The following is a 25,757-nucleotide window of genomic DNA, read 5'->3' on the forward strand; positions in this document are numbered from 1 at the left end:
TTGTTATAACCAATCAGGTTTGTTCCCATTTTTCAAATAGTATTCAAACCAGCTCTTTATCTTGTCTGACGCATCCTTCTTGTTTTCAGCATTTAACAGTTCATGATCTTCGCCAGGATACAACAGCATGTTCACTTGTTTTCCTGCCTTTTTTAACGCCATAAAATACATTACCGACTGGTTCCAATTTATCTTGTAATCAGATTTACCTGCAATCAACAACAACGGTGTATTAACATTTTCAGCATAATTTACAGGTGAATTTTTTCGGTATTTATCGTACCCCGAAAAAAGATCTGTTCCCATGCGCCACTGCTGTGTTTCCATTCTCCACATGTCTGGAACCATCGTATTCCAATTAACTGTAAGAAAAAAAGAGTTAAGGTCTGAAACACCAGCACTAGAAACAGCGGTCTTAAACCTGTTGGTCTGGCTTATTATAAAATTTGTTTCATAACCTCCGAAAGAATGCCCTATCATACCTATGTTTTCTTTATCAACAGGATACAGACCTTCTACCAGCTCCAACGCTTCTTCAACAGATTTTACTGCAGAAACTCCCGGACCTGATTCGTCATAATGTATATCCGGTTCAATTACAATGTATCCGTCATTTATATAATTTCTGTAATTAATACCACTGCTGATCACATTGTCTGGCGATATATAGGTATGATATTCGGGTATCTTTTTTTCATATACACTGACTATTGCCGGGTATTTCTTTCCCGGGATAAGATCAACTACAGATCGTACCAAGGCTTTTCTTTTTTCACCTTTAGAATTTACCCACTGCACAACTTCTATTTTTACACTGATGTCTGTATCCCAGCTGTTGCTTTGATAAAGTAAGCCTTTTCGTTTTCCCGAACGATCAACCTTATACAAAGCCGGCGGCTGATTATAGCTTTCCACAACATAGGTGATTATATTATCTGATATCTTCACCTGTGAGATTTTTCCATCAACCTTCACAATATCTTTCAGTTTATTATTTTCACCTACAACAGAAAGACCTTCCCTGCTGTAGTTGCTGTTGTTCCATTTCAGTAAAACGGTTTTACCGTTTATTTCCCAATCGGAGCTGAACATCCATGGTTTATTCACCGCGTTTATATTATCCGGCACAATATCGTAATTGCGATCATTTATACTGCCAGCAGCAAAAATTGACCCCTTATTTATTTTTAGATCATAGAGGTAGACATCGTTTACAGCTTCTAAAAGCAACTTCTGCTTGTTATAAAGAACAGGGCGTTTTATAAAGGCATCATTTCTTAAGCTGACATATTCCGCATTGTAGAATGCCGCCTGAGCAGAACCTGTAATATCTTTTTTCACAGTACCCTCGTAGAAATACCAATCCTTATCAAGGAAATAAAACAGAAATGGAGACGCATTAAAAGTTAGTATGCTGTTTGGCGAACCGTTAAGCCTACCGATCTTTTTTTTCTCCCAGTTATATTTCCGGCTTCTCTGATACAACGTTACATCCGGAAACTGCTTTGAATAATCATCGTGCTCATTTGCTTCATATTCGTAAATTGTCTGCTGTTTGTAATTAACACTGTAATTAATCAATTTTCCAGCAGTAAAAAAGTTATAAAGTTTTAAATTCTTTATATCGACCAGCACCAGCTGTTTAGCCTTATTAACTTTTTCTGTAAGCCTGGGGCTTATACCGTTGTCGCCACCACGCCATATTTCCGCCCTATCTGAAGAACTGTTGCTGATACCTCCCGCTAATGCGGCGAAGACCAGATTATTTTCATTAAGAAGTGCCGTATGGTTAAACAATGTATCAATTCTATTTCCTTCATCAAGAACCAACGAATGTTTGAATACCTCTCGCAGTCTATCTTCTTCCTTTTTGTATAAAAACAACGAGTCTGCAGTATTGCCTAAAACATAAAATGCTTCTGATCGTGAGCCCACAACCTTCTTAAATCTGCAATTTCCTCTATCGTTCAGGACTATTTCAGACTTTGAAGCAGATTTAAAGTCCAGTATTATATCTTTTGTTTTCCCTTTAAGCAGAAGGATCTCGTTGTCTTCGGAGAATTCATAATCAATGATGTTGCGAAACATATTAATTTGCTTCCTAGTGTAAGGATTTCTTATAAACACTTCATTTTCCGTTGTTTCAAACACCAACAGTTCCGATTCTGATACGAAAGTAAATTTGCGTACATTTTTAACTGTATCTACCATCGTCCTTTTAAAGTCTATAAAATAAAGATGCTTCTTCCTTTTATCTTCCCCTAAAAAACAACGATTGTTAAGCTGTGTATTCTCGATGTTTTCAAGCAAATAATCCTTATTACGGTGTGAATCCCTTATCGTGTATTCCCTACTTTTATTTTGCTTCACAATATAATACGCAATAACCTTTCCATCGGCACTGAGCAGATCGTTAACAAGCAGTTCATTCCTTTCCTGCGCAACCTGCCCGGATACAGGGCAGGAAATTAAACATAGTAAACTAACAATATTAAATAATATGACTTTCATAACAACCTTATTAATACCCTGTATTCTGAGGCAGCAGGTTCTGATTCAGTAATAGTTCACTTTCGGGCAGCGGAAGTAGATCGTAATGACTTTGCCAATTATTCTTTACAACTTTCAAAGCTTCCAAACGGTTTCTTCGTTTAAGATCATAAAAGCGGTGTCCGAATTCACAAAAAAATTCAAGACGGCGTTCCTGTAAAACCGCATTTACCGCCTCCTGCTTATTTTGCAGGTTAAGATCAGAAAGTCCGGCACTATTCCTAACCTTATTTATAATGGTATTGAATGTATCCCAATCTGAGCGTTCCGCCGCACATTCGGCAACTATAAGGAACATTTCCTCTATACGCAGAATTACGGAATATTCCTGCGAAGGTGAGCTGTTTCCGATTATTTTATATTTGTATGCACAGACATTCAGACCGTCATCGCCTACAAATTTCAACCACGATTTTTTCCTTAAGTCATCTGTTTCAAAAACACCCAACAGTGTAGTGGCTATTTTTGACTGTGGTGCCGGCAGTGTCTGAAAAATATATTCAATAGCTTCCGCAGTATTTTTACCATCTGTTTCGGGTTTCAACTGCCAAAGCGCACTCTTACTATCCTTAAGAAACCTTGAACTTACCGGTTCCATGTTATTATTCACAGCTATCACTTCCGCGGCATAGCCTTCGGCATTCTGCCAATCTCCTGCATAAAGACAGGCCCGTGCTAAAAATGCCTTTACTACGGTTTGGTTGATCCTTACTTTTTCAACAGAGGGATAGTTTACCGTAAGTAAATTTTCCGCATTCAGCAGATCATCTATTACATTCTTCATTACCACATTAACAGGATCTTTAGCGACCACCCTATTAAGATTATAATCGGTGGTTTTAATGTAGGGTACCGATCCGAAAGTCTGTACAAGATAAAGATGAATGACCGCCCTAATGGCAAGTGCTTCACCCTTTAACTGATTTTTAATATCGGCAGAAACGGCAGACGAACCTTCAAGTCCCTCCAATATACTGTTAACCGCAAAAACCTGCTGGTAGCCTGCTGTCCACAAATCTTTAACCGCAGTATTTGTACTTAAAACTGCATTTTCATAAAAGCTTCGGTGACTGCTTAACTGCGGATTCACCACTTCCAGCTCATCGGTATAACATCCGAACAAATACCCGGCACCAACGCGGTTTCCCGCAAGAAAGCCTCCACTTCTCAGTTGGGTATATATATTTGAAACAGCTGCGACGGCCATTCTGTCGTCACTGAATATCATTTGGCGGTCTATCTGGTCTTTAGGGGTATCTACTTCCAGAAAATCTTCGCATCCCATTAAGTGCAAGCAAAGAACCATACTAATTATTATTTTGATTATTTTCATGATAAAAGCATTTAAAAATTAAGATTGAATCCCAAAGAAAGCGTTCTTAAAGCGGGAAGATAGTTACCCACCGTTTCCGGATCTGCGCCCCAGTACTTTGTCAGCGTTACAAGGTTATATCCCTGAATAAAAAGGTTGAGACGTGTATTTTTCATGTTTGCAGCCGGCAAACTGTACATAAGCTGTAATGACTTAAGCCTTATAAAAGATGCATCGGTAACCATGGCGTTACTTTCCCTAAAACTTTGAAATGCCTGTAAGGCAGGTGTATTTTTTCCCGAAGTAGGAAGCTGGTATGCCGCATCAGGATTTTCGGTTGAGAAATAGTCGGCAGCCCTATCCGGCCTGTTATTTATACTGCCGCTATAAGTTCCATAGTAATCCGGTGAAAAACCTTTCTGCTTTACGAACTGAATCAGAAAATCAAGCGACCAGCTTCTGTACGAAAAATGATTCTGCAATCCGCCAAAGGCAACCGTTCCGGTATTGACAACCGTTTTTCTATCGTGTATATTTATGATACCATCCTTATTTACATCTTCAAAGAGATATCTTCCCGTTTCTTTATCAATACCAAGATAATTGTACATTTTACGTACCGTTACTGGCTGCCCTATTTCATATTGATTAGCGTAGGTTGAGTTTTCCAAATTTGGAAAAGCAATCAGTTTGTTTTTAGGCAGTGTAAGGTTAAAAGCGGTTGTCCACTTAAAAACCGATGCTGATACATTTACCGAATGCAGGGTAAATTCCCATCCGGAATTCTCTACTGTTGCGGCAAGATTTGCCTGCACGCTGGTAAAGCCCGTTGTTAGCGGCAAAGGCATTCCAACAAGCTGGTTTGAAGATCTGTTTCTGTAATAGGAAAAAGAAGCTGCCAGACGGTTGTTAAAGAATTCTGTTTCTAGAGCTACTTCTAGTTTTTTATTTGTTTCCCAACTGAAATCCGGATTAAAAAGTCGTAGAGGTTCCAAACCAATAGCACCGTCATATCTAAGACGGCCGATACCATACGTGTTAAGGAACTGATAATCCCCTATCAGATCACTCCCTGCAATACCATAACTTCCACGTAACTTCCCAAAGCTAAACCAACTGCTTTTTTCGGCAAAATGTTCCCGACCGAAAAGCCATGCCGCCCCAACGGCTCCAAAATTCGCAAAACGCTTATTGGGACCAAAACGGCTAGAACCGTCACGACGCCCTGTTATATTTACAATATACTTATTGTAGAGGCTGTAATTAAGCCTTCCGTAAGCCGCACTGTATCGGTAAATGGTTTCCCTGTCGTACAGCACCTTCTGTATTGCCCCGTTGGCAGCATTTGTAATAAAAACGTCGGAAGTAAAATTACTTGCTTCTAAGCCAAAGGTTTCTTGAATTCGCTCTTCCAACGTACCTCCTAACAGCAAGTCGACCTTTGACGCCTCAAAATCCTTATTCCAAGTAATCATTGGTTCCACAATCCATGAGTTCCTTTTATTTTCTGAATTCAGCATAGAAGAATGCTCACTTGTTCGTTTTAATGACGGGTTAAAAACGGTATGAGGTGTTGTTTTAATTTCCTGTGTATGAAAATCGCCGGTACCTGCTTTTAAACGAACAGCAACATTTCTGCCCAGGTTATACCCAAGAGATATATTGGTGACGGTATTTTTAATTGTTGAAAAATATTTTGATTGCAATGCAGCCATCGGATTCTCAAAGGTGTTGTTTTCCCAGTTAATATCTCCTTGCTGCGTATAGAGTGCGGGGGCATTTGGCGCTAAAAATATTTTTCCTGTAAGGTCGGCAGCCATCAAAGTATTTTTTTGTTCTCCTTTCTGTACGGAAGCCTGAATATCAAACCGTCCATCTTTCGACGTATGGTTTACATTCAGTAAAAAATTAGTGCGCCTATAACCAAAATCTCCGGGAAACACCGTACCGTCCTTTCTGTGTGAAGCACTTAACAAGTAACCTGTATTCCCGCTTCCACCACCGACCGAAAATAGGGTATTTTGCGACACTGCCTTACCGCCGATAAATTCCTTCTGCCAATCGGTATACCTGTTTTCATCCCACGTTCCGTTTACATCATAAGCATTTGCAGGATATTCTGTAATACCGTCGTTTGCAAAAGCATCTCTACGCACTTTTAAGTACTGCTGCGTATCCATAAGGTCCATAAATTTAGAAACCGTATTTACGCTAGTGGTTGACTGAAGGGAAAATGCTGTCTTATCGACACTCCCCTTCTTGGTAGTTATCAATACTACCCCATTGGAACCGCGGGAACCGTAAATAGCGGTAGCATCGGCATCCTTCAAAACTTCGATGCTTTCGATATCGTTTGGATTGATGCTGTTGAGCGGACTAACGTTACCAGCAGGTAATACGGTAAGCGAAATATTACGATCGGAAGCAGATTCAGATGCGAAAGGTACACCGTCAACGATATACAGAGGCGCATTACCCTCGGTGCGTAAACTGTTGCGCCCCCTGATCTCTATATCGAAACCACCGCCGGGGATACCGCTGCTCTGAGTAATGTTCACCCCTGCCATACGTCCCTGCATTCCGGCCAGCGGGTTCGCAACTGGCTGTTGACCGATTTCCTTCGAAGTTATCTTTGAAATGCTTCCGGTTCGTTCTTTGTCCTTAACACTGTAATATCCTGCGTTGTAAGAAATCTCTACTTCATCCATATCTGCCGAAAATGGCTTTAACACAACCGGCATGAGATCTCTTACTGCAGTTATAATAACTGGAGTGTGCCCCAAATAGCTGACTTCTAATTTTGCTCCGACTTCTTGGATTAAGAATTCGAAGTTTCCTTGATTATCCGTCCTGGTCTGCACAGCAGTACGTCTCCCCTGTGCATCCAGTACATAGACGGATGCTCCTACCAATGGCTCTCCTTTTTCATTGTTTACACGGCCTCGGATAGGTTGTTGCTTTGGCATATTGTTTTCCGTCATAGCTGGCTTTTCCACGCGACCACTTTTCTTCCGTATGATAACAGCATTCTGGTCCAGGGCATACTCCAACTTCTGCTGTCCCTTAAATATTTCACGGAGTGCGACCTGGACAGGTACATTGACTAATTCGATATTTACCGGGTCAGCTTCTTTACTTACTTCGGCTGCACTATACAGTAGGTCATATCCTGATTGCTGCTTAAATATTTTCAGTACAGATGTTAAATCTAGGTTCTTCGCTCGGATCGTTATATGTTGCGCATAGCTGTTATCAGCATGAAGCTGTAACACGATGAGGAAAAGAATTGAAATGACTAGCTGTATGCGCATGATGCTCCATCTTAAACGGCGGTATATAGCGTGCAAATTGCACCTATAACCATGATTATTATCCATATATTTGTTTGGTTAGGTAAAAAATGTAATACTTCAGAACTATTATTGATCACCTGACACGAGCCGGCGGTGTTAGCGCACCACCGGTTTCTCATTTTGGTCAGGCAAACACACACAAAACTATCTTCTGCTCATTCTGACCCTCCTTCCTTCTATTGATATGTTCACTTTATTTGTCAATTCGATCTTCCTTAAAACGTCCTTGATATCGTCATACCGGGATATGGATCCGCTGAATGCAATGCCCGAGAGGTCGTCTACGTACAGGGCCTCTATGTCATACCATCTTTCGATCTGCCGCATCATAGCCGGAATACTGGTCTCATCAAATACAAATTTGCCATTCTTCCACGCTATAGCCTCGTTGGCGTCGACCTGGGCTACACGTACCCCAGATGCGCCCGTGGATGCCCCCTGCTCTCCAGGCCTCAATACAACGGACTGCTTTGACAGCGCGTCTTTTCCCATGCTGGACAGCTGTACTTTACCCTTCAATAAGGTCGTAGTCACTGTCTGCTCATCTGGATAAGCATGCGTATTGAAAACCGTACCCAGCACCTTGACCTCCTGCTTATTGGTGGCTACGACAAAGGGGTGCTGAATATCATGACTGACCTCAAAATAGGCCTCACCACTAAGTTGTACCTTACGCTCGCCCGGTGTAAACTGCTTGGGATAAGTCAGGGTTGTCATCGCATTGAGATAGACCTTGGTTCCGTCAGAGAGGGTAACCTGATATTGTCCGCCTTTTGGTGTGGATAAGGTTAATAAGGGAGACTGGATATCTGTCACCTTGCTTCCATCGCTATAGGTGAGTTCGTCACCAATTACAATTCCCTCTTTAGTACCATCAAGTGTAAAGGTTACTCCGTCGGCAAAGGTTAATGTGGCTTTATTGGATCCGGGAACAATTAATTCCGACGGATTGTTCGCTAAGCTGTCAGCTGGTATTGGGTCTGGCTTTTGTAAATAGGTGTAAAGTCCTATAGCCATAAAACAAAAGATTAGGATTGCCGCAGTGTACCTGATCCTGTACAGACGGCGCACCTTACTACCTGGCAGTGTATGATCGGCTATAGCAAGCCATCGATCGGATGCGATACGCTCTGCCTGGAGTCGGGCCGAATCGGTACTGATGTCGACCGTATCATCCAGGTGGCCGCGGATGAGTTGCTCCAAGTTAGTATCCTGTCCCTCTACACCAAAGTAGTCGTATAAAGCTTGTATCTCGTCGGTATTGGCCTGACCATTTAGATATTTACTAAATAGCTGCTGTATTTCTTTCTTTTCCATTGTATTGTACCTGTGGTTAGTTCCAGGGTTTTATTACAATACGTCTGTGTGATTAAAAGTAATAGGGTGAATTGTTATTTTTTTTCAAATTATCGAATGAGTTCCTCGACCACCACGCTACAGAGCATAAGATAGCCGATCGGCAAGAGGTGTTCACGCATTTTCTTTCCGGCTTCCTGGATAAGCCGATTGACCGCCGGTTTGGAAATACCTAACCTCTGCTGTATCTCTTTGTAGGATAATCCGTCGATCTTATAAAGGATATACACTTCGCGCTGGCGTGGTGGTAATTTGGCGAGTGCGGCATCCACTGCTGCGCGCATGTCTTTCTGATCCATGAAACGGGAAACGCTGTCGTGTCCCTCGGCCAGATCAGCACGAGACTGCAGATAAACCTGTTGATGTAGGGCGCTACGGAATCTGTCTTTTGCCATATTGGTCGCTATGGTATGCAGATAGCCACCGAATGATTTCTCTGGATTGATGTCGGCACGGAGCTCCCATACTTTGATAAAGAGATCCTGAAGGATATCACCAGCGAGCTCACTATCGCGAAGCAGAGTGATAAGTTTTGAAGTAAGCTTTGCCGCATAACTATGGTAGAGCTCTTCAAAAGCTTCATGATCACCGGTCTGTAATCGAAGTAATAAATCTCTTTCATCCATTTGGTTAGTACCCGCTTTGATTTATCGTGAGTGGCACCAAAGTTAATGGATAGTTTGCTGAAAAGAAAATTGTAGAATAAAAGTACTTCTAGTGCAAGCCTTCTCACCCATCTTCCGAACCCTTAGATCTCTAGAACGTGGCGATATTATCCCTGCTTATCTCCCTAAACAAAAAAGAAAATAGCAGATACAAAAAAGCCGTTCCAAAGTGAATTCGATACGGCTTTTCAATTATTATCTTCTAAAACTATTTCAACTTTTCGATTTCTTCAACAGTCAAACCAAGAATCTCCGAGATCATCTTGATCTCAAACCCATTCTTCAACATCTTAATCGCAGACTCAATAGCTTTCTTATGCTCGCCTTCAGCCAAACCTTCAGCCAAACCCTCAGCTCTACCTTCAGCTCTACCTTCAGCCTTACCCTTGGCATGGCCAGAACGTAACGCAGAATTAAAAACGCTTTCAGCGTCCCGTCTTTGTTTTAAACTTGCTTCATATGACATCAGATCCTCCTCTTTTAATTTGCCTATCTCTCCTATAGCAAAGATACGACCAAATATCCGTTTGTCCAAAAATGAAGGCAGCTTATCCATGGTACTCAGATGCTTAAGAAGATAGAGCCATTGATCCATTATCGTCTCCAATTCCTCTGGCTGCTTATTAAAAACAGGAAGGGAGACCATCTTATACCCTAGCTTGTCATAAAAAACCTCGTGCGTATGCTTATCACACAATGCAACGTCATAAAAATACGGGCGATCGGTCTCGCGCGACAGCACAACATTCGAGCCCCCATTCATATCAAATTCTAAAATACCTACGAAGTAAACTTCTGGCAAATGATAGTCATTTCCTTTCTTCCCTTTGGCTAGCTGCTTATTAATCAACCGTGAGGTATAGAACACAGCACGGTCTTTAAAAAACTCCTGGAATAATTGTTGAAATTCGACTATAAAAATTTCACCATCACTACCTATGCAATGTAAATCAAAAACAACACGACGCATATCTTCCTGATCGCCATCATGCTCTACGGTCTTATACTTTAGATCGGCAATTACTTTTTCACCTTCAAACAGACTGTTAAGAAATTCAATTAAGAGTATCTTATTTTCTTCCCGTCCAAAATAGAACTTCATCCCAAAGTCGGTTCGCGGATCGACATACTTACCCAGATGCTTCTTTGATTTAGTCATATCGTTTAATCATTGGTTATTAAACAAATATACGAAAATAAAACTATTAAAACTAAAATAGTTAGCAAAAAAAACCGCAATCAGAACATCGAACTGCTCTTCGAACACATCGACCTCCTGCAGGAGAAAGAAGAAAGGACGATGACCAAGCCAAACTCAAAAGGGTGAGATCGAATTTAAGGTTGTAGGACCTTAAACATCTTCTAAAATTACTTAAAGACTTAAACCATGTTCTTCATTTTTATCCTATTATTACTAGCAGCGGTTTCCTTTCCCCAATCTGCGATGGACATCAACAGAGGTATCAAAGTCTTTCCGAATTTCGTAAGCTCGTAATCGACCTTTAGAGGAGCTTTATCGGTATGCACCGTCCTAGTGACTAGACCATCTTCCTCCAATTCTTTCAACTGAAGGCTCAATGTACGTTCGGTAATGGCAGGACACTCTCTTCTAAGCTCACTATAACGCTTCTTTTCAATCAAATGCAAAAGAATTACAGCTTTCCACTTACCTCCTATATACCTCATAGTCAAACTGGTGCTACAAGGAAAATCTTTATCATCTATACAATACATCCGTTACTATCTATCTTGACCGTTATTGCAAATATAACGCACTATACATAGTTTTGCAACTATAAAAATTATAGTATAAAATTATGAACAGATCTCGATTATCCACATTCCGATTATTCGCTCTGATCAGCTTATCACTGTCGGTATTGCTTTTTAGTTTTAAACCGATTAATAGATACGGAACGACAGACCGTCCCCGCTCTGCATTAAAATTGCTTATCGGCAACTTGGAAACATATATACTATCCGATGGTGTTATATCTCTGCCATCCATCCAGCCAATTTTTGCTCCGTTTGCAACGGAACAGCAATTTATGGCCCAGCTAGAAAAACTACATCTTCCTAAGGACAGGCTGGAAGTGAGTTCGAATATCATCTTGATTAAAAAGAACAACAAACTTATCCTGATAGACTCCGGCAGCGGTCATCATATGGGCAAAAATGGGGGGCAACTGTCCACATCATTGCAGACAATCGGCATCCAGCCACAAGACATTACTGACATCGTCATATCACACGTCCATATAGACCATGTAGGCGGTATCCTAGATGAACAGGATGGCTTTATATTTCCAAATGCACAGTATCACATCGCTCAAAAAGAACATGATTTTTGGATGTCGGACAATCCCATATTCCCAAATTCAAAGGATAATATTTCCAATATCAATTCGGGAATATTATTTGCCCAAAGAACACTCGCTAAAATTAGCGACCGTCTGCAATTCTTTGAATATGGACAACATCTTTTTGGCTGTTTAATACCTGAGTTGGCAGAAGGACATTCTCCAGGGCAAACTATATTTACGATATATGATAGTGAAAAATCATTGAAGCACATAGTTGATGTGATACATACGCCATTTTTAGTCTCAAATCCGGAATGGGGTACACTTTGGGACGGAGATTTTGAAAAAGCAGTGCAGACGAGAAAAAAGATAATAGCTGAAGGCGTAGAAAAGGGCACCCTTTTCATGACCAGTCACTTACCATGGCCAGGTCTAGGGTTTATAGATAAAAAAGGCACAGAACACCAGTGGACCATTTTTCCCTATTCGGACCCTATAAATATAGTGATCAAATAGTCATCAGAGAATTGTTTAGTCACAATTCCACGGAATAAGATTCTTTATTCCGTGGAAAACCATTACACCTCTTTTCTAGCATGTGTTGCTACACTCCGCAGATGACTAGAGGTGCAGAAAGCCTAAAGTGTCCTCTCGAAACTCATGAACTATATGTAGCTTACACACAGAACATGATCGGTCTGCCAGATTGTAAAAATAAAAATGTCCTCATAATTAGAGGACATTTCCAGACATCGCATCAGAACATGACGCAACATCACTTATGAAGAACAATTTATAACAAACTAAGGCTGGAAAGGCTTAATTCAGTTGCCCCAACTTCAGTCGACTTCAATATTAACCCAAATCGGTGGATGATCTGAAACCTGGGACAAGGGTAGTTTTTCTCCCAACTGCATCTCTGTCTCTACCTTGCTGCCTTTAAATACCGGCTTATGACCTGTTCCATTATCACTATACAGGACGTAATCAATCGTATTTCTTAATTTTCCATCATTGTAAGTCAATGGGGTCACAGAAACGAAAGACTGCGCCAATATATTATAGGCTTCATTCGTCGTATTATTGATATTCAGATCTCCAGCAAGATAGACGGGTTTATTCAATTTTTTGATCTCCTGCATTACTATCTTAGAAGATTCAACCCGGTTTTCGTGAATCAAGTCATAATGTGTGGCAATAAACCAGAACTTGTCAAATTCGACCATTAACAAAGTACGTCTTTCCTCTCCTGGCAAAGCAACCTGTTTGGTACTTAGCACCTTGAGATCCTGATTTACCAATACGCCAACACCTACTGAAGCCGTCCCAAACCCATGTGCTGCTCCATATATATAATGATACTTCTTCTTTGTTCTGGAAGCAATATCGGCTAATAGATAACGTTTATTCTGTCTATCAACAAAGCCACTGTCCAATTCCTGAACAGACAGAATATCATAATCCAGAGCATCGATTACGGATGCCACATTTTTTGTATTCTGATCGGTAAATGCAGGATTGCCAGTATTACTTTTACAATAGTAGACGTTATAGCTGCCAATTCGTAACGTAGCCTTTTTAGGTGGTTGTACCTCGTCTCCATTGGAAGATGATTCACAGGCCAACACAACCGTATACACAAATAATAAGGGAATTATAAATATTAGTTTTTTTAACGATTTCATAATATGTACATTAAATAAATTACCAACCTGGGTTTTGGATCAGATTTTTATTGGTATTGATATCCTGAATATGAATAGGCAACAAATAGTTTCGAGGTGAGGTAAATCCACGTTTACCACTTTCATCCATAACTACCCGTTGGTAGAAAGTATTCTTGGTCGTTCCATATACGTTCCAGGCATATTCTTTTTTATTGAGCTCAATATGGGCTATTTTCCACCTTCTAAGGTCAAAATACCGCTTATTCTCCATTGCCATTTCGATCGACCGTTCACGTCTTATCAGCTCTCTCATCTCATCTCCAGTCGGTATACCGCCAACCAAAGCCCATGCGTCCTGCACTGTTGGTATCCCTGCGCGCTTACGGATTCTATTCAGATACTCCATCCCTTCACTACTCAACTGTCCATCCAGCTCAAAATCGGCCTCTGCATAGGCCAGATATAACTCCGCTAGTCTCAGTTCAGGAAAAGCATAACGTACCGCATTGAACTGATTGGTTCCTGCCGTATAGCTCGTCTTGGGATGCACCCATTTCTTGCCAAAATAACCCGATGAAGAGTAATACTCTACCCCTGCCTGATAGCCCTGTTGAGCTCCTGCCAGCGCATTGATCGTAATACTGGTTGTTCCAAACTCATACTTACCGCCGTCATATCCTATCGAAGCGTAAAAACGAGGTTCGCGGTCTAGGTTAATCAAAGCCGTATTATCGCCGGCCGAATACACCCAAAGGTCCTTTCCTTTGGTGACTGGATCCATCTCTAGTGGTAACCCATTCTTTGTATAGTACTCGGATACGAGCGTCATGGTAGGTACAATATTCCCTAGTGGCCTGGCATTTCCAGAGTTAGTAACTTTAGGAATCATATACCGTTGATTACTCGTCACCCCGGACGTATGTGTCAATCCCCATATCACCTCACTATTGAATTTTTCGACAAAGGCGTAGGTATAGTTTAGAGCAGCCTGTTCTGCCGGATTTGTCGAAGTCGTTTTTGTTTCATAATACAGTTTTACTCCATTGCCCTCTGCTAATTGAATCGCCTCCTTGGCTGCTACCATGGCTTTATTCCATTTTTGAGCATCATATTGTAGATTAATGAGCTGTTCGCCATTGGGATTTTTGAAATCGGCATAAAACTCACTGTTTCCATTGAACAGCGGGCTGGCTGCTGTAAGCAATACACGAGCTTTTAGAGCTTTGGCAGCTATACTGCTCACTCGACCAAGTTCATTTTGTTCGACGACAGAAGGTAAATTTGCAGCAGCTTCGTCCAGTTTGGCACAGACAAAATCCACGCACTTGTCATAAGGAGCCCGAGCTATCAACAGTTGATCCTCTGGTAAGTTGACTGGTATCTCTTCTTCTACCAAAATAATAGGTCCGTAAAACTGAAGTAGTATTTGATGGTAATAAGCAATCAGATAATCCGCCTCGCCAGTCCACCTCTTTTTATTCTCTTCGGTCAGATTATACACCAACTTCAATCGATTCTTGAATTCGTAACATTTACGGATACGTGCGTATAAATCATACGTGATCCGCGAAGACTTATTAGACCAAAAGTTAAACCAGGGATTGTTAATACTATATTCTTCATAAATTACTGCCTTATAGGGATACCACTGTGTGGCACCTAGTTTGGAGGTAACCAATTCGTTTGTCCCTACAAAAACTGGAGAGTCTTGAAAGAAAAATAAATCAGGAATTCCATTATACAGACCATAAAGCGCTTTTTGTGCTTCGTTTTCATTTTTAAAGGCGTCTTCTAACGTTGGTTTATCATCAGGTACCACATCTAAATAACTACAGGATGCTACCGCCAAAGCAACAGTTAACATTCCTATCTTCTTAATTGTATTTAATATTTCCATTGGAGTAAATGCTATTTGTCACGCTATTGACTTAATTAAAATTGAACTGAACACCGAATCTTGCAGTACGCTGCAGGGGATAACTCAAGCCAGAACCACCTCCCAACTCTGGATCCCAATTTTTGAACGATGAAATCCTAAAAAGATTGGTTGCTGCCAGATAAAGTCTAAACATTCTAAAATTATACGACAACTCTACATCCTTCAACCTTATAAAGCTGGCATCCCGTAACCAAAATGTCGAACTCTGTCGATTGTGAGCGTTCGCCTCATTGTCCAATCTCGGGTAAAGGGCATGAACATCGGGGTTGCTTTCCTGCCAATAATTATCACCTATAAACTGCATAACATTATGCTCGTTCTTATCGAAAGGGTGAATATCTCCCATCATCAGCGAGCTGTTGCCCGCACCTTGAAAGTTGAACGAAACCCCTAGTTTGCGGTAAACCAATGACATTCCAAAACCATAAATCATCTGTGGAATAGTAGGATTTCCAATCACCATCTTATCATTGTCGTCAATGACATTATCGCCATTGAGATCCTTATACTTGATATCACCAGGTCTGATATCCGGTTCGTAGGTAGACTTGGCCCATCCATTGATCTCCTCGATCGAAGAGAACAACCCCTCTGCTACGAGCCCGCGAATACTATTCAGAGGAAGTCCGATTTCAGATAAATAAGGTTCTTTTTGCTGGGGTTCGTCACGATCTAGCAATTTATTCACCACATAAGTAAATGTGCCACGGGTCGAAATATTGAAGTCATCCGACAGTTTAGTATGGTAGTCCAACGTAAAGTCAAGACCTTGGTTACGCACCTTGCCGATATTTGCATAAGGCAATATTGCGCCGAGTCCCAGATGGGATGGGATGATGCGCCGCTGCATAAAGATGTTAGAACGATCTTCGCGGAATACATCCGCCACCAAAGTAAACTCGTTCTTGATACCTAGTTCAAAACCGACATTAGCCTTTCTGCCTATCTCCCACTGTGCATCTTCATTGCCCAAAAGTGTTACGTTAGGTCCCGATAATGTGTTATTGAAATCATAACCAAATGTATATCCTTTTGAATTTAAATCCACATTAGTGATGTAAGGGAACCGAGCATTGATCCTGTCATTTCCTACCAAACCATACGAACCTCTTACTTTCAGCAACGACACGGTCTCATTCCAATCTTTGAAGAATGATTCGTTAGACACGATATAACCGGCAGCTATAGAAGGAAAAAAACCAAATCTATTCCCTTTTTTAAAGTTTTCAGAACCATTATACCCAAAATTAAACTCTGTGAAATAGGTATCCTGATAATTGTATGTCAACCGCCCGGCCAATCCCTGTTCACGCTGTGGCAATACGGCCAATAATGAGTTACCAGGCATGTTATTGTTGTATTGGTTCTGATGATACAGTACCATTGCATTTATATTGTGTCTATTTTGGAGACTGACACTATAATCCATTGACAGCTGGTAGTTAAACTTACGTTCGCCGCCTGCACCGGAACTCGTGCTAAGAGCCGTCTGCCCTGGTTCTCCCATAGAAGCTAATGTATAATCATAGACCCCATCTTTGTTGATTGACCATTTGTCTACAGCAAAATAATGTGGCTTAAATGACCGGGAGACTCGGGTATTGGAATAGTTATTAAACGAGGCTAATGCTTTAAACTTTAATCCAGGAAGAATAAAATCCAATTTTTGGTTCAAATCAACGATTCCCAGTGTCGTTGTATTAAAGGTTTCCTGATACCCTTTTACAAGATCTGCATAGGGGTTGGGATAATATCCCTGCGCATATGGACCTGAAGCTGTGCCGAACAGCGTGTAATCTTCTCCATTCAAAGCAGGAAATGTAAGTGGAAACGCTATCGGAGATGCTGTCAATGTACTATAATACAGATTATTGCTACTCACCTCTGGTCCATACAGCTCTCTAAATATCGCATTGACCTTGACACCCAATGTAGTTGTAGAGGTAAGGTTTGCAGATACGTTGCTCTGGAGATTATAACGTCGGTGGTTAATATTGTTTTTATAACGTTTCTCTATCGTATTAAAAAGACCATTTTCATTAAAAAATGAACCATTGACAAAATAATTTAGCTTACTTGCCCCTCCTGTTACATTGACATTGACATTTTCATTATGCGTATAGGGTTTGAACAGGGTCTCATACCAGTTAACATTTGGAAAGATATCGGCATTCAACCCCTGTGCTGTACCATCAATTTTATCCTGTGTAAAGCGTGGCTTATAGTTACCATTAATCTCACGTGCTTTGATAGCCTCATTAAACATATTCATATAGGTCACACCATCCACCATTTTCATCTTTTGTGTGTGTGACGATGTCCCTCCTTCGAGCCGGACATTGATATTCATACGTTCTAGATTTTTGCCGCTTTTGGTTGTGATTACTAATACCCCATTAGCTCCTCGTGTACCGAAAAGTGCTGTTGCTGTAGCATCTTTCAACACGGAGAATTGGTCTATAACTTCGGGTGGTATAGAATTCAATATCTGCATATTGATCTCAACTCCATCCAAAATAATCAATGGGTTAATATTCCCTGCAAAGGAAGAAACTCCTCGGATCCAGAAATTGGCTCCATCGGCGCCTGGTTCTCCAGATTTCTGAACGGCCACCACCCCTGCAATCTTCCCGGCGAAAGAGGATGTAAAGGAACTCGAAGTAGTCTTCAGTTCGGAAGGTTTTATGGTTTCAACAGCACCTACCAAACTTTGTTTTTTCTGTGCACCATACCCCACGACGACGACTTCTTCGAGGTCACTCTGCTCTCTTTTCAAATGAATATATTCCGATGCCTGTATCGACGCCACGCTCAGAGATAGAGATTTGTACCCCACCAATGAAAAAGTCAGTTCGGTCACTGTATCTGGCAGCTTTAAAATAAACATACCGTTCTGATCAGTAGATGTACTAAAATTGGCTTGGGGCTTGGCAGATACAGTGACTCTTTCCAGTTTGAGACCATCTTCATCTAAAACTGTTGCATTTACCGTTTTAACCTGTGCTCGGGTCTGCAGATTGTTTGATCGGAGAGACTCTGTCTTCGCCTGTTTAGCACGGATCGAAATACTATTATCCCGCTCCATAATTTCTAGGTTAGTTCCCTTCAGCAATTCTTGTACAATCTCCACTAAAGGCCTCCCCGTAAACTTTGCAGCTTTGATTTTATGGTTCTTCAATTCCTCTTTAGAATAATAAAAATTGACATCGGTCTCCTTACGGAGCTGCTCTATTGCAGTCGGCAAATCACTATTCTTCAGAGTTATAGTAACTTTTATTTTCGTTTCTTGAGCATATGATTTCGATAAACACAATAGAGTCAATAGCCCCAAAAGAAAAATAGGGGGGGAATATTTCTTTCTCCATATGGAAAGAAATGATTTTTTTTTGTTCATATTTGAATGGTCTAATATCTTTTCAAAAGGTTGTTTGGACAGAAGGATGGCGGCGCAACTGCGTCCTTCTATAAAGGGGCTATATTTCTACTACAGAAGTATAGCCTTTTGTAGCTAAAAAATAAACTATTTCATCCAGACCTCCTTTCCTTTGATTTCATAGCTACTATTATATACCCAAGATAGGTTTTCCATGACATCTCCTATTCCTCTATCAAAATCGAGCTCCAAAGTAAATCTTCCGAAAGTCACTCTGTGTGAACGACTTCGTAATTCGTATCCATAGACTTGTTTCACTCTAAAGGCAAGTTCCTCAAAAGAGACATCATCTATAAACAAACGCTTCGCTTCGGGATCAAAGAGCATTTTTTCATAATGTGTTGAATCGGCTTTCTCAGTTGCCTTATCATAAGTTACAACCTTACCTATAGTCAAATTTTCAAAAATCTTACCTCCTGACTGTACTTCTACTCTACCCCTTGTCACTTGCACACTGGCCTGACCAAGATGAGGCTGGTCAGACACCAAGAATGCTGTACCCAATACGCGAGTCGTTATAAATTTAGAACGTACAATGAAAGCCAATTCTTCGTTTCTTTTGACATCAAAATAAGCTTCACCATGTTGAAGTATCACCTCCCGGTCAATGTCACCAAAACCCGCACTTAGAGAAACGCTAGAGCCCGCAGTGAGCCACATTACTGAACCATCTGGCAATGGGTACTTTGTAAGTGGTATTCCGATCGCAGCCTGATAGCGCATTTCAGAATCCCCCTCTTTCTGAAAGGACCAACTACCGTCTTTAACAACAAACCAAAAAATCAATAGACAGGCTGCTGCAAGTCCTGATAGCCATCCTATTATTCTATAATATTTTATCCTGGTATTGGCTTGTTTGAAAGTTTTGGGACCTATCGCTTTATCAAATTGCTGCCAACTGGCTTCTATTTCAGCCTTTGACATATTATCATGTTCCAGTTCTGGACCTAAAGACAGTTCCATCAACACTTCGTCTACCAAGTTCTTTTCTGTCCCATTAAGCACAAAATCTTCTACATGTTTTATCTCTTCCGGATCACAGTGGCCTAGAAAATATTTTCTCAGTAATGCTTTATTTGGATCAGTAATCATTCTTTTCGTAGTCTATCTACTATAAAGAATGTCCCCTCAGCAAGGAATGGCTATAGGGAGTTTACTTTTTTTTAATGAAGTTCCGTTGCTAGGTAAAATGTCACTAAACATATAGCAATATCCTGATAATGATAAAAGTGGGCTTTCATTATTTTAATGGCTGCTTTGATATGATTATTGACTGTATGTACCGAAATATTAAGGATAACAGCAATTTCTTTATTGGTCAGATACTGCTCTCTGCTCATCTGAAAAACTTTACGCTGCTGCTCAGTTAGCGTGTTAAGGGCCAGCTGATAGCACTCTTTTATCTCATTCATTGTAATGACATGATCATCATTCAATGCTTCATGGTAATGTTTTTCGACCAATTCTTCCGTGTCGATTTTCTTTTTACGTAGATATGCAGCTATCTGTTGCCGGAGTATACCGAAGAAATACTGATCTGGCGCTTCCACATGTGCATACCGATCTCGCATCTGCCATATCTGTAAAAAGGTATTCATCGTGATATCTTCAGCAATCTCCCTGCTTTTGGTCACATTGAATGTCAATGCTATAAATTTCGGCATAAGGTAGTCGAAAAGAATCTTGAAACTCTTTTGATCGCCATGTATCCACGATTGGAAATATTGGTTAAAATCAAACACTCCTTTCATACTGAAATATTTGCCCAAAGCTAATAAAGCTATATTAATTCAATATTAAATCAATAGCAGCTCCACTCTACTCATGCTTCTATTGGCTACAACTAGCAGCACTAAAGATAGATTCCTGAGGATAAAAAACACGGCTCGATCGCAAAAAGACCTGAAGTCTGTGACTTCAGGTCTTTTTATAATGGGATGAATCAGAACTCACTATAGGTCTATAGCAATAGATGTGGTTTCATATGAAACCGGCTCCTAAAGATTAGTTTCTATTGATGCCATGATAATGCGCTCTATTCAACATCCAGGAGATGATATTTCCGAACATCATACTATTCGCTATCTGAAATCCTCCTGCAGGAGTGCCAGCTGCAGGAGAGCCAGATGTAGCCGAAGAGCCATAGCTCGCCAGAATCGGAAACTTAGTACTTGGATCTATCCGGAACGGATCTTCTGTTGTACTGGTAACGGCTGTTAGTTTCTCATTCAGGTAGAAACCACCATCTCCAGCAAAAAAGAAACCTTTTGTCTTATGCCTAAACAAACTAGCTCCGGGGTTTGAAGGAGCATTTTTATTTTGAGCATGATTACTGTAAATGATGACATCGGGTCCTAGGTTTCCTGTTACATAGGATGTTCCAATTCTATCTTGCCCCCAATGATATGGACTCGGATCTCCGAAAGGACCATTGAAAATCTCGTAGTCTGTTAGTCCTGACGGTGTATCCGTAAACTTAAAAACGGCATAAGACTCCACATTACGTACCAACCCCACGGAACGTCCTAATATATTCCCTATACCTCTAGCGGCATAAGTCCCCTCAAGATTGGCATCGTCATGTGTATAGATAAAATTCCCCCCTCTATCTATATATTGTTTAACAAGATCCCAGCAATCATCATCCAAATAGTCGTACCAATTTGCTACTATTAAGACATCAGGATAGGTCGCTGGATTAGTCATCAATGCTTTGAATCTATTCCATCCCGTAGAAGATGAGGTTGCTTCAGTAGCTGTAGTTGGCGGGTCGATGGTAAGACTTTTAATACCTACATACTTGCTCGTAGGGCCAAAATTCGCTGGTTCTCTTAAGAATGCGCCAGCAGCTGTAGCAGGGGCTAAACGATAGCCATTGCTTGCATTATTATTACTAAAAGGCAATATACGCATATTAGGAAGTGCAAAAGTAATATCTAGCGTACCTTTCAGCACATAGCCTTTTTTGTTAATTGGAGTCGGGCCAAATCCAAATTCCCCCGTATAACCATCATTGGGAAAACTATCGGAATTAAGCGTTCGCTGTGTAGTGCTCGTATATTGAACCTTAAGACTATTAACCTTCACGGTATAGTAGTTTATTCCATGATTAGCTGTATAATAATGCATTACCTGCTTTGTCCCAGATGCGCCTACTTCGGTAGTAAAATTTACAGTACTAACATTTGCAGAAGTTAAAGTTCCAATTGTTCCAGCAAGTATATCGAAAGTACCGGTTTGAACATAATCATTAACTCCAAACTCACCAGTGGCACTCAAGATAGCTCTAAAGCCTGAGCTTTCTTTGATTTCCATCCGGAGTTGCGTCAATTGATGTTTAAAGGTAATGGGTAATGTTGTACCTACTGCTGTAGGCGTTACCTGGCCAGAAGCATATAATAAAGGCGTAGTGGTGGGCGTAGTCAACACGGGATTGGTGGTATTTGGTGCGGGTATAGCAGTACTCGTATTGTAGGAATAAGCAAACCATTTATAGGTCTGACCTGATGTAACAGTTATATGCTGTGCCTGTCCCGCCGTCACCTCTATCGAGGCTACGAGAGCATTTGCCTGGGTATACACCATAAGCCGATATCGAATACCATTCACCATAGGTACGGATTTTGTCCCGGGCTTAAGGAGATCTTCAAAACCACTTTGATCAGCACTTTGATCTGATCGGACATTAAAAATTAGATCATCTTTTACAAAGGTTTCTTGGTCTTCCTGGTCATTCGTAGGCAGTAATACGAAATTGGTATTAGCAGCGGAAGATTTCGTATTGGGCATCGTGATGTCACTATCTACTCCTGCTACATCAAAAATAAGGTCTACAGCTTCACCTATAGCTACTTCTTCTTCCTTTTTCGTTTTTGAACAGCCCGTAACCAGAACAATAGAGAAAAACAGTAAAAGGATGTTATAAAAAAATGTAGCTTTGAACATATCTTTCGGTATAATTAACAGTGTTCTCATAGTTTTTAATCTAAATCAACAGTCCAATACTCTGTTCGCTCTATTACATTTTCCTCTTCTATCTGGGGCCTACTCGTAGATCCTCCAGTCACAATAGAAGCGGCCGCTATACTCTCTTCCAATTCGACCTCAAAAACCTCTATAGTAGGTGATTTATAAACTTTCTTCATAGATATTTATATTATATTAACGTGTTATTCATGCCAAGTAATAAATTTGTAGATGCATCGTATTTACGTTCTGGTCGAGTCCAATGACTAAGTAAGGATACCGTGAGGCGATAAAATGAATACATATAGTTTTATTTCACTAGGCATCTGCTGTATTACAGCGGTATTTTAATAAATCCGTAATAGTTGTAGTCAATGAAGGCTTCAAATATTAACAATGCAATAATAAAATATAATATCAGGAAAGCATGAGAAAGCGTATACTCAAAATTACTCAACTCTAAAAAATCAAACATTCAATGAATAAAATCACATCGAAATCATTATAATCATTGTATTTCTCAATCAGATGTGGGAAATCGAAATAATAAAAACAGATTAGACTGTAGAAGTCAAACTAGAGATAGTACAAATCAAATATACAGCAGATCAAAGAAATCCCTTATAATGGATTTCTTTGATCTTACATTGAGATACGCTTTCTCTAGCTAACTTTCGACCTGCTGTGTGAGAGAGCTTTATTTTCGATAGACGAAGAGCTCGTCTATTTTTTGTCCGAGATCACCTATCATCTCTACCTTAATCTGTTTCATATCTGCATGGAGTTTGATTAATGTTCTACTTCCATCTTTCGGGCCACCACCTGTAACTATCGGATAGTTATTTGCCCCTGATGTAGGTCCAAAAAACTTACACTGATGAATATGTCCGCTGAGTACCAAATCCACCTTACCTTTATTCAATAAGGGTTGGAACAGCGATGCAGCGTGATTAGATCCGTGCCATTGGGGATCTGTAGCAACTGGCGGAATATGCACCAATACGACACGAAATGCTGCTTCCTTGAAAGCTGGACTCGTAATCTCTCGTTCTAACAATCGAGCTTGCTGTTCTCTATATCCATCATAGTCGACAATACCACCATAGACTGGATGACTGTCTTTTTTATCCTCTCCTGAATCTAACACAACAAAACGGACGGGACCATACGTGAATGCTTGATACCCTACCTCACTAAAATAGTCGGCAAAGGTGCGCGCAAATTTGCCTCGCGTCTCGTGATTGCCACGAGCGTACAAAAATGGTGTGTTTTTGGCAAAGGAATCAACGATCGGATTGAAAAAATGATCAATCAATTGTTGTTGATCCGTTTGGTAATCGAATATATCTCCATTGAAGAAAACAAAATCCCGTTGTTTATCCTTATCTAAGTCAAGCAGATATCCGATAGAATGTGGCCTATCGTGGATGTCATTCAACATCACGAAAGAGACCTCATCCTTTCTATTTTCTAAAGCAATAAATGATTCAATTGGTGACCTCACCTCTGCACCATAACTAAGCTTGTAAGGTTGAAAATCTTGTATCTCCTTACATACTATTCGATAGTAGTAGGTAGCTCCTGGTTGTAGATCTTTTAGCACGATGCGATGGATACACCCGACTGGGCGTAATCCTGCTTTTGATTCTCCATAGGCGATCCGATCGAGATTAGTTGGCTCCATACCATACTCGACCCAACCATGAGCTTCTTTATTGCTGATCCATTGGATATGCATATCATCTTGAAAATTCGTCTGTAGATAGGGACCTGTCAAAATCTTAATGCCAGAATCGTCTGCTATGACTTGGGCCAATGCCTGAGATGGTCCAAAAATTCCAACTCCTCCTAACAAAAGGCTTCCTTTTAAAAAGGATCTCCTACTTTCATTTTTGTTTTTCATCTATTCAATAAATTAAATCTAGATATGCTTTAAAAACCAGAGTAACTTGCCCCCATACTCCAGTCTATTCAAAATTTTTTATAATGCTGCGAGAAGATCAGCATTTGATTAAACGCCTTGTCAACTCGCTACAAGATAACAGACCAAAACATAAAAACAAAGCCACCTTTTGTAAATCTATAAACACAACCGGTTGTCATATTCAAATATTTTACTATCTATAACTTACACGGAGGTAATATCACAGTTGTAAATGAAATATAATTTACTACCAATTTTAACGGTAGTATTTCTTCTGAAGCCATAAACTTGCCCTTACTAACAGGATCAGTACAGGCACTTCTATCAATGGGCCTATGACACCAACGAATGCCTGCGGTGAATGTATACCAAAAACGGCTATAGCTACCGCAATGGCCAACTCGAAATTGTTGCCGGTGGCTGTAAATGATATGGCTGCATTCTTATCGTAGGCTACCCCCATAGATTTGTTAATGAAAAAGCTAACAAAGAACATAAGTACGAAGTAGATAATTAAGGGTATCGCGACTTTGACGACCTGCATAGGTAGCTGTACGATCTGCTCGCCCTTCAAGCTAAACATCAACACAATGGTAAACAGTAGGGCATATAAGGTAAATGGTGATATAAAGGGGATGAATTTTCTATTGTACCAATTTTCGCCTTTCAACGTAGATAGGTATTTATGGCTCAAGAAGCCTGCCAAGAACGGTATGCCTAAGTATATCAATACGCTTTTAATGACTTCGCTCATTTCTATCGAAATGGAGTATTCTGCAAAGCCCAAATAAGCAGGCAGCACATTGATGAAAAGCCAAACAAACAGACTATAAAATAATACTTGGAAAACACTGTTGAGTGCGATCAAAAGTGCTGCGTATTCTCTATTTCCCTTAGCTAGGTCATTCCATACGATAACCATGGCAATACATCTGGCTAGCCCAATAAGTATGAGACCGACCATATAGTCTGGCTCATTTCTTAAAAAGACGATAGCAAGTATGAACATGAGTACAGGACCGACAAGCCAATTGAGGATGAGCGATAGGCTGAGTACTTTTTTATCCTTAAAGGCTAGAGGTAATAGGTTGTAATTGACCTTGGCCAATGGTGGATACATCATTATTATCAGGCCAATGGCAAGAGGGAGGTTTGTGGCTCCAATAGACATTTTGTCCATTACGTCCGAAATACCTGGAAAAACATTACCGATCAATATCCCTATACCCATGGCTATAAAAATCCAAAGGGTGAGATATCTGTCTAGAAACTTCATTTTTATGTGCATA

17 protein-coding genes are annotated in these 25,757 nt (G+C 40.4%); 1 reads left to right on the top strand and 16 read right to left on the bottom strand.

Features of this window, described 5'->3' with window-relative positions:
• Window positions 1–3 precede the first annotated feature (3 nt).
• The 7 genes from M472_RS36110 to M472_RS36135 all read right to left on the bottom strand — a co-directional run bounded on the left by M472_RS36110 (window position 4) and on the right by M472_RS36135 (window position 10,922).
• Window positions 4–2,511 (bottom strand): alpha/beta hydrolase family protein, encoded by a 2,508-nt coding sequence (locus M472_RS36110; RefSeq protein WP_021070840.1) that lies wholly within the window; start codon window positions 2,509–2,511, stop codon window positions 4–6.
• A gap of 10 nt (window positions 2,512–2,521) precedes the next feature.
• On the bottom strand, window positions 2,522–3,883 hold the full coding sequence (locus tag M472_RS36115; protein ID WP_022829373.1) for a RagB/SusD family nutrient uptake outer membrane protein: 1,362 nt from the start codon (window positions 3,881–3,883) through the stop codon (window positions 2,522–2,524).
• Window positions 3,884–3,894: 11 nt separating this feature from the next.
• Entirely contained in the window at window positions 3,895–7,173 is a 3,279-nt protein-coding gene (locus M472_RS36120) for a SusC/RagA family TonB-linked outer membrane protein (RefSeq protein WP_021070842.1), read from the bottom strand.
• Between the two features lie 186 nt (window positions 7,174–7,359).
• Window positions 7,360–8,532: a FecR family protein gene (locus tag M472_RS0122875; protein ID WP_021070843.1), complete on the bottom strand. Its 1,173-nt coding sequence runs from the start codon at window positions 8,530–8,532 to the stop codon at window positions 7,360–7,362.
• 89 nt (window positions 8,533–8,621) lie between these two features.
• Entirely contained in the window at window positions 8,622–9,197 is a 576-nt protein-coding gene (locus tag M472_RS36125; RefSeq protein ID WP_021070844.1) for an RNA polymerase sigma factor, read from the bottom strand.
• Window positions 9,198–9,444: 247 nt separating this feature from the next.
• Window positions 9,445–10,395, bottom strand: coding sequence for an Rpn family recombination-promoting nuclease/putative transposase (locus M472_RS36130; RefSeq protein ID WP_021070845.1), 951 nt, complete (start codon window positions 10,393–10,395; stop codon window positions 9,445–9,447).
• A 221-nt stretch (window positions 10,396–10,616) separates the two neighbouring features.
• On the bottom strand, window positions 10,617–10,922 hold the full coding sequence (locus M472_RS36135) for a winged helix-turn-helix transcriptional regulator (protein ID WP_031301802.1): 306 nt from the start codon (window positions 10,920–10,922) through the stop codon (window positions 10,617–10,619).
• A gap of 131 nt (window positions 10,923–11,053) precedes the next feature.
• On the opposite strand from M472_RS36135, the gene M472_RS36140 reads away from it, so the two are divergent.
• Window positions 11,054–12,055, top strand: a complete 1,002-nt coding sequence (locus tag M472_RS36140; protein ID WP_021070848.1) for an MBL fold metallo-hydrolase — start codon at window positions 11,054–11,056, stop codon at window positions 12,053–12,055.
• Between the two features lie 323 nt (window positions 12,056–12,378).
• On the opposite strand, the gene M472_RS44595 is transcribed toward M472_RS36140, so the two are convergent.
• The 9 genes from M472_RS44595 to arsB form a co-directional block, all read right to left on the bottom strand.
• On the bottom strand, window positions 12,379–13,224 hold the full coding sequence (locus tag M472_RS44595; RefSeq protein WP_021070849.1) for an endonuclease/exonuclease/phosphatase family protein: 846 nt from the start codon (window positions 13,222–13,224) through the stop codon (window positions 12,379–12,381).
• Window positions 13,225–13,243: 19 nt separating this feature from the next.
• Window positions 13,244–15,103, bottom strand: coding sequence for a RagB/SusD family nutrient uptake outer membrane protein (locus M472_RS36145; protein WP_021070850.1), 1,860 nt, complete (start codon window positions 15,101–15,103; stop codon window positions 13,244–13,246).
• Window positions 15,104–15,134: 31 nt separating this feature from the next.
• The gene (locus M472_RS36150) at window positions 15,135–18,539 is read right to left on the bottom strand and encodes a SusC/RagA family TonB-linked outer membrane protein (protein ID WP_021070851.1); all 3,405 of its coding nucleotides are present in this window, start codon (window positions 18,537–18,539) and stop codon (window positions 15,135–15,137) included.
• A gap of 126 nt (window positions 18,540–18,665) precedes the next feature.
• A complete protein-coding gene (locus tag M472_RS36155; RefSeq protein WP_021070852.1) occupies window positions 18,666–19,670 on the bottom strand; it encodes a FecR family protein in 1,005 nt (334 codons plus the stop codon).
• Window positions 19,671–19,741: 71 nt separating this feature from the next.
• Window positions 19,742–20,329 carry an RNA polymerase sigma factor gene (locus tag M472_RS36160; protein ID WP_021070853.1) on the bottom strand — a complete coding sequence of 196 codons (588 nt, stop codon included), beginning with the start codon at window positions 20,327–20,329 and terminating at the stop codon, window positions 19,742–19,744.
• Window positions 20,330–20,582: 253 nt separating this feature from the next.
• The gene (locus M472_RS36165; protein ID WP_021070854.1) at window positions 20,583–22,553 is read right to left on the bottom strand and encodes a fimbrillin family protein; all 1,971 of its coding nucleotides are present in this window, start codon (window positions 22,551–22,553) and stop codon (window positions 20,583–20,585) included.
• Window positions 22,554–22,558: 5 nt separating this feature from the next.
• Entirely contained in the window at window positions 22,559–22,723 is a 165-nt protein-coding gene (locus M472_RS45485) for a hypothetical protein (protein ID WP_021070855.1), read from the bottom strand.
• 518 nt (window positions 22,724–23,241) lie between these two features.
• A complete protein-coding gene (locus tag M472_RS36170) occupies window positions 23,242–24,447 on the bottom strand; it encodes an FN3 domain-containing metallophosphoesterase family protein (RefSeq protein WP_021070857.1) in 1,206 nt (401 codons plus the stop codon).
• Between the two features lie 277 nt (window positions 24,448–24,724).
• Complete coding sequence (gene arsB / locus M472_RS36175; RefSeq protein ID WP_022829374.1) at window positions 24,725–25,756, bottom strand: ACR3 family arsenite efflux transporter; 1,032 nt, start codon at window positions 25,754–25,756, stop codon at window positions 24,725–24,727.
• Window position 25,757: the final 1 nt, after the last annotated feature.

It is taken from the genome of Sphingobacterium paucimobilis HER1398 (assembly GCF_000416985.1).
Classification (GTDB): Bacteria; Bacteroidota; Bacteroidia; order Sphingobacteriales; family Sphingobacteriaceae; genus Sphingobacterium; species Sphingobacterium paucimobilis.

Bases quoted from the DNA above. Each gene is read 5' to 3' on its own strand.
- M472_RS36110 (WP_021070840.1), bottom strand. From the start codon at position 2,511: ATGAAAGTCATATTATTTAATATTGTTAGTTTACTATGTTTAATTTCC.
- M472_RS36115 (WP_022829373.1), bottom strand. From the start codon at position 3,883: ATGAAAATAATCAAAATAATAATTAGTATGGTTCTTTGCTTGCACTTA.
- M472_RS36120 (WP_021070842.1), bottom strand. From the start codon at position 7,173: ATGCGCATACAGCTAGTCATTTCAATTCTTTTCCTCATCGTGTTACAG.
- M472_RS0122875 (WP_021070843.1), bottom strand. From the start codon at position 8,532: ATGGAAAAGAAAGAAATACAGCAGCTATTTAGTAAATATCTAAATGGT.
- M472_RS36125 (WP_021070844.1), bottom strand. From the start codon at position 9,197: ATGGATGAAAGAGATTTATTACTTCGATTACAGACCGGTGATCATGAA.
- M472_RS36130 (WP_021070845.1), bottom strand. From the start codon at position 10,395: ATGACTAAATCAAAGAAGCATCTGGGTAAGTATGTCGATCCGCGAACC.
- M472_RS36135 (WP_031301802.1), bottom strand. From the start codon at position 10,922: ATGAGGTATATAGGAGGTAAGTGGAAAGCTGTAATTCTTTTGCATTTG.
- M472_RS36140 (WP_021070848.1), top strand. From the start codon at position 11,054: ATGAACAGATCTCGATTATCCACATTCCGATTATTCGCTCTGATCAGC.
- M472_RS44595 (WP_021070849.1), bottom strand. From the start codon at position 13,224: ATGAAATCGTTAAAAAAACTAATATTTATAATTCCCTTATTATTTGTG.
- M472_RS36145 (WP_021070850.1), bottom strand. From the start codon at position 15,103: ATGGAAATATTAAATACAATTAAGAAGATAGGAATGTTAACTGTTGCT.
- M472_RS36150 (WP_021070851.1), bottom strand. From the start codon at position 18,539: ATGAACAAAAAAAAATCATTTCTTTCCATATGGAGAAAGAAATATTCC.
- M472_RS36155 (WP_021070852.1), bottom strand. From the start codon at position 19,670: ATGATTACTGATCCAAATAAAGCATTACTGAGAAAATATTTTCTAGGC.
- M472_RS36160 (WP_021070853.1), bottom strand. From the start codon at position 20,329: ATGAAAGGAGTGTTTGATTTTAACCAATATTTCCAATCGTGGATACAT.
- M472_RS36165 (WP_021070854.1), bottom strand. From the start codon at position 22,553: ATGAGAACACTGTTAATTATACCGAAAGATATGTTCAAAGCTACATTT.
- M472_RS45485 (WP_021070855.1), bottom strand. From the start codon at position 22,723: ATGAAGAAAGTTTATAAATCACCTACTATAGAGGTTTTTGAGGTCGAA.
- M472_RS36170 (WP_021070857.1), bottom strand. From the start codon at position 24,447: ATGAAAAACAAAAATGAAAGTAGGAGATCCTTTTTAAAAGGAAGCCTT.
- arsB (WP_022829374.1), bottom strand. From the start codon at position 25,756: ATGCACATAAAAATGAAGTTTCTAGACAGATATCTCACCCTTTGGATT.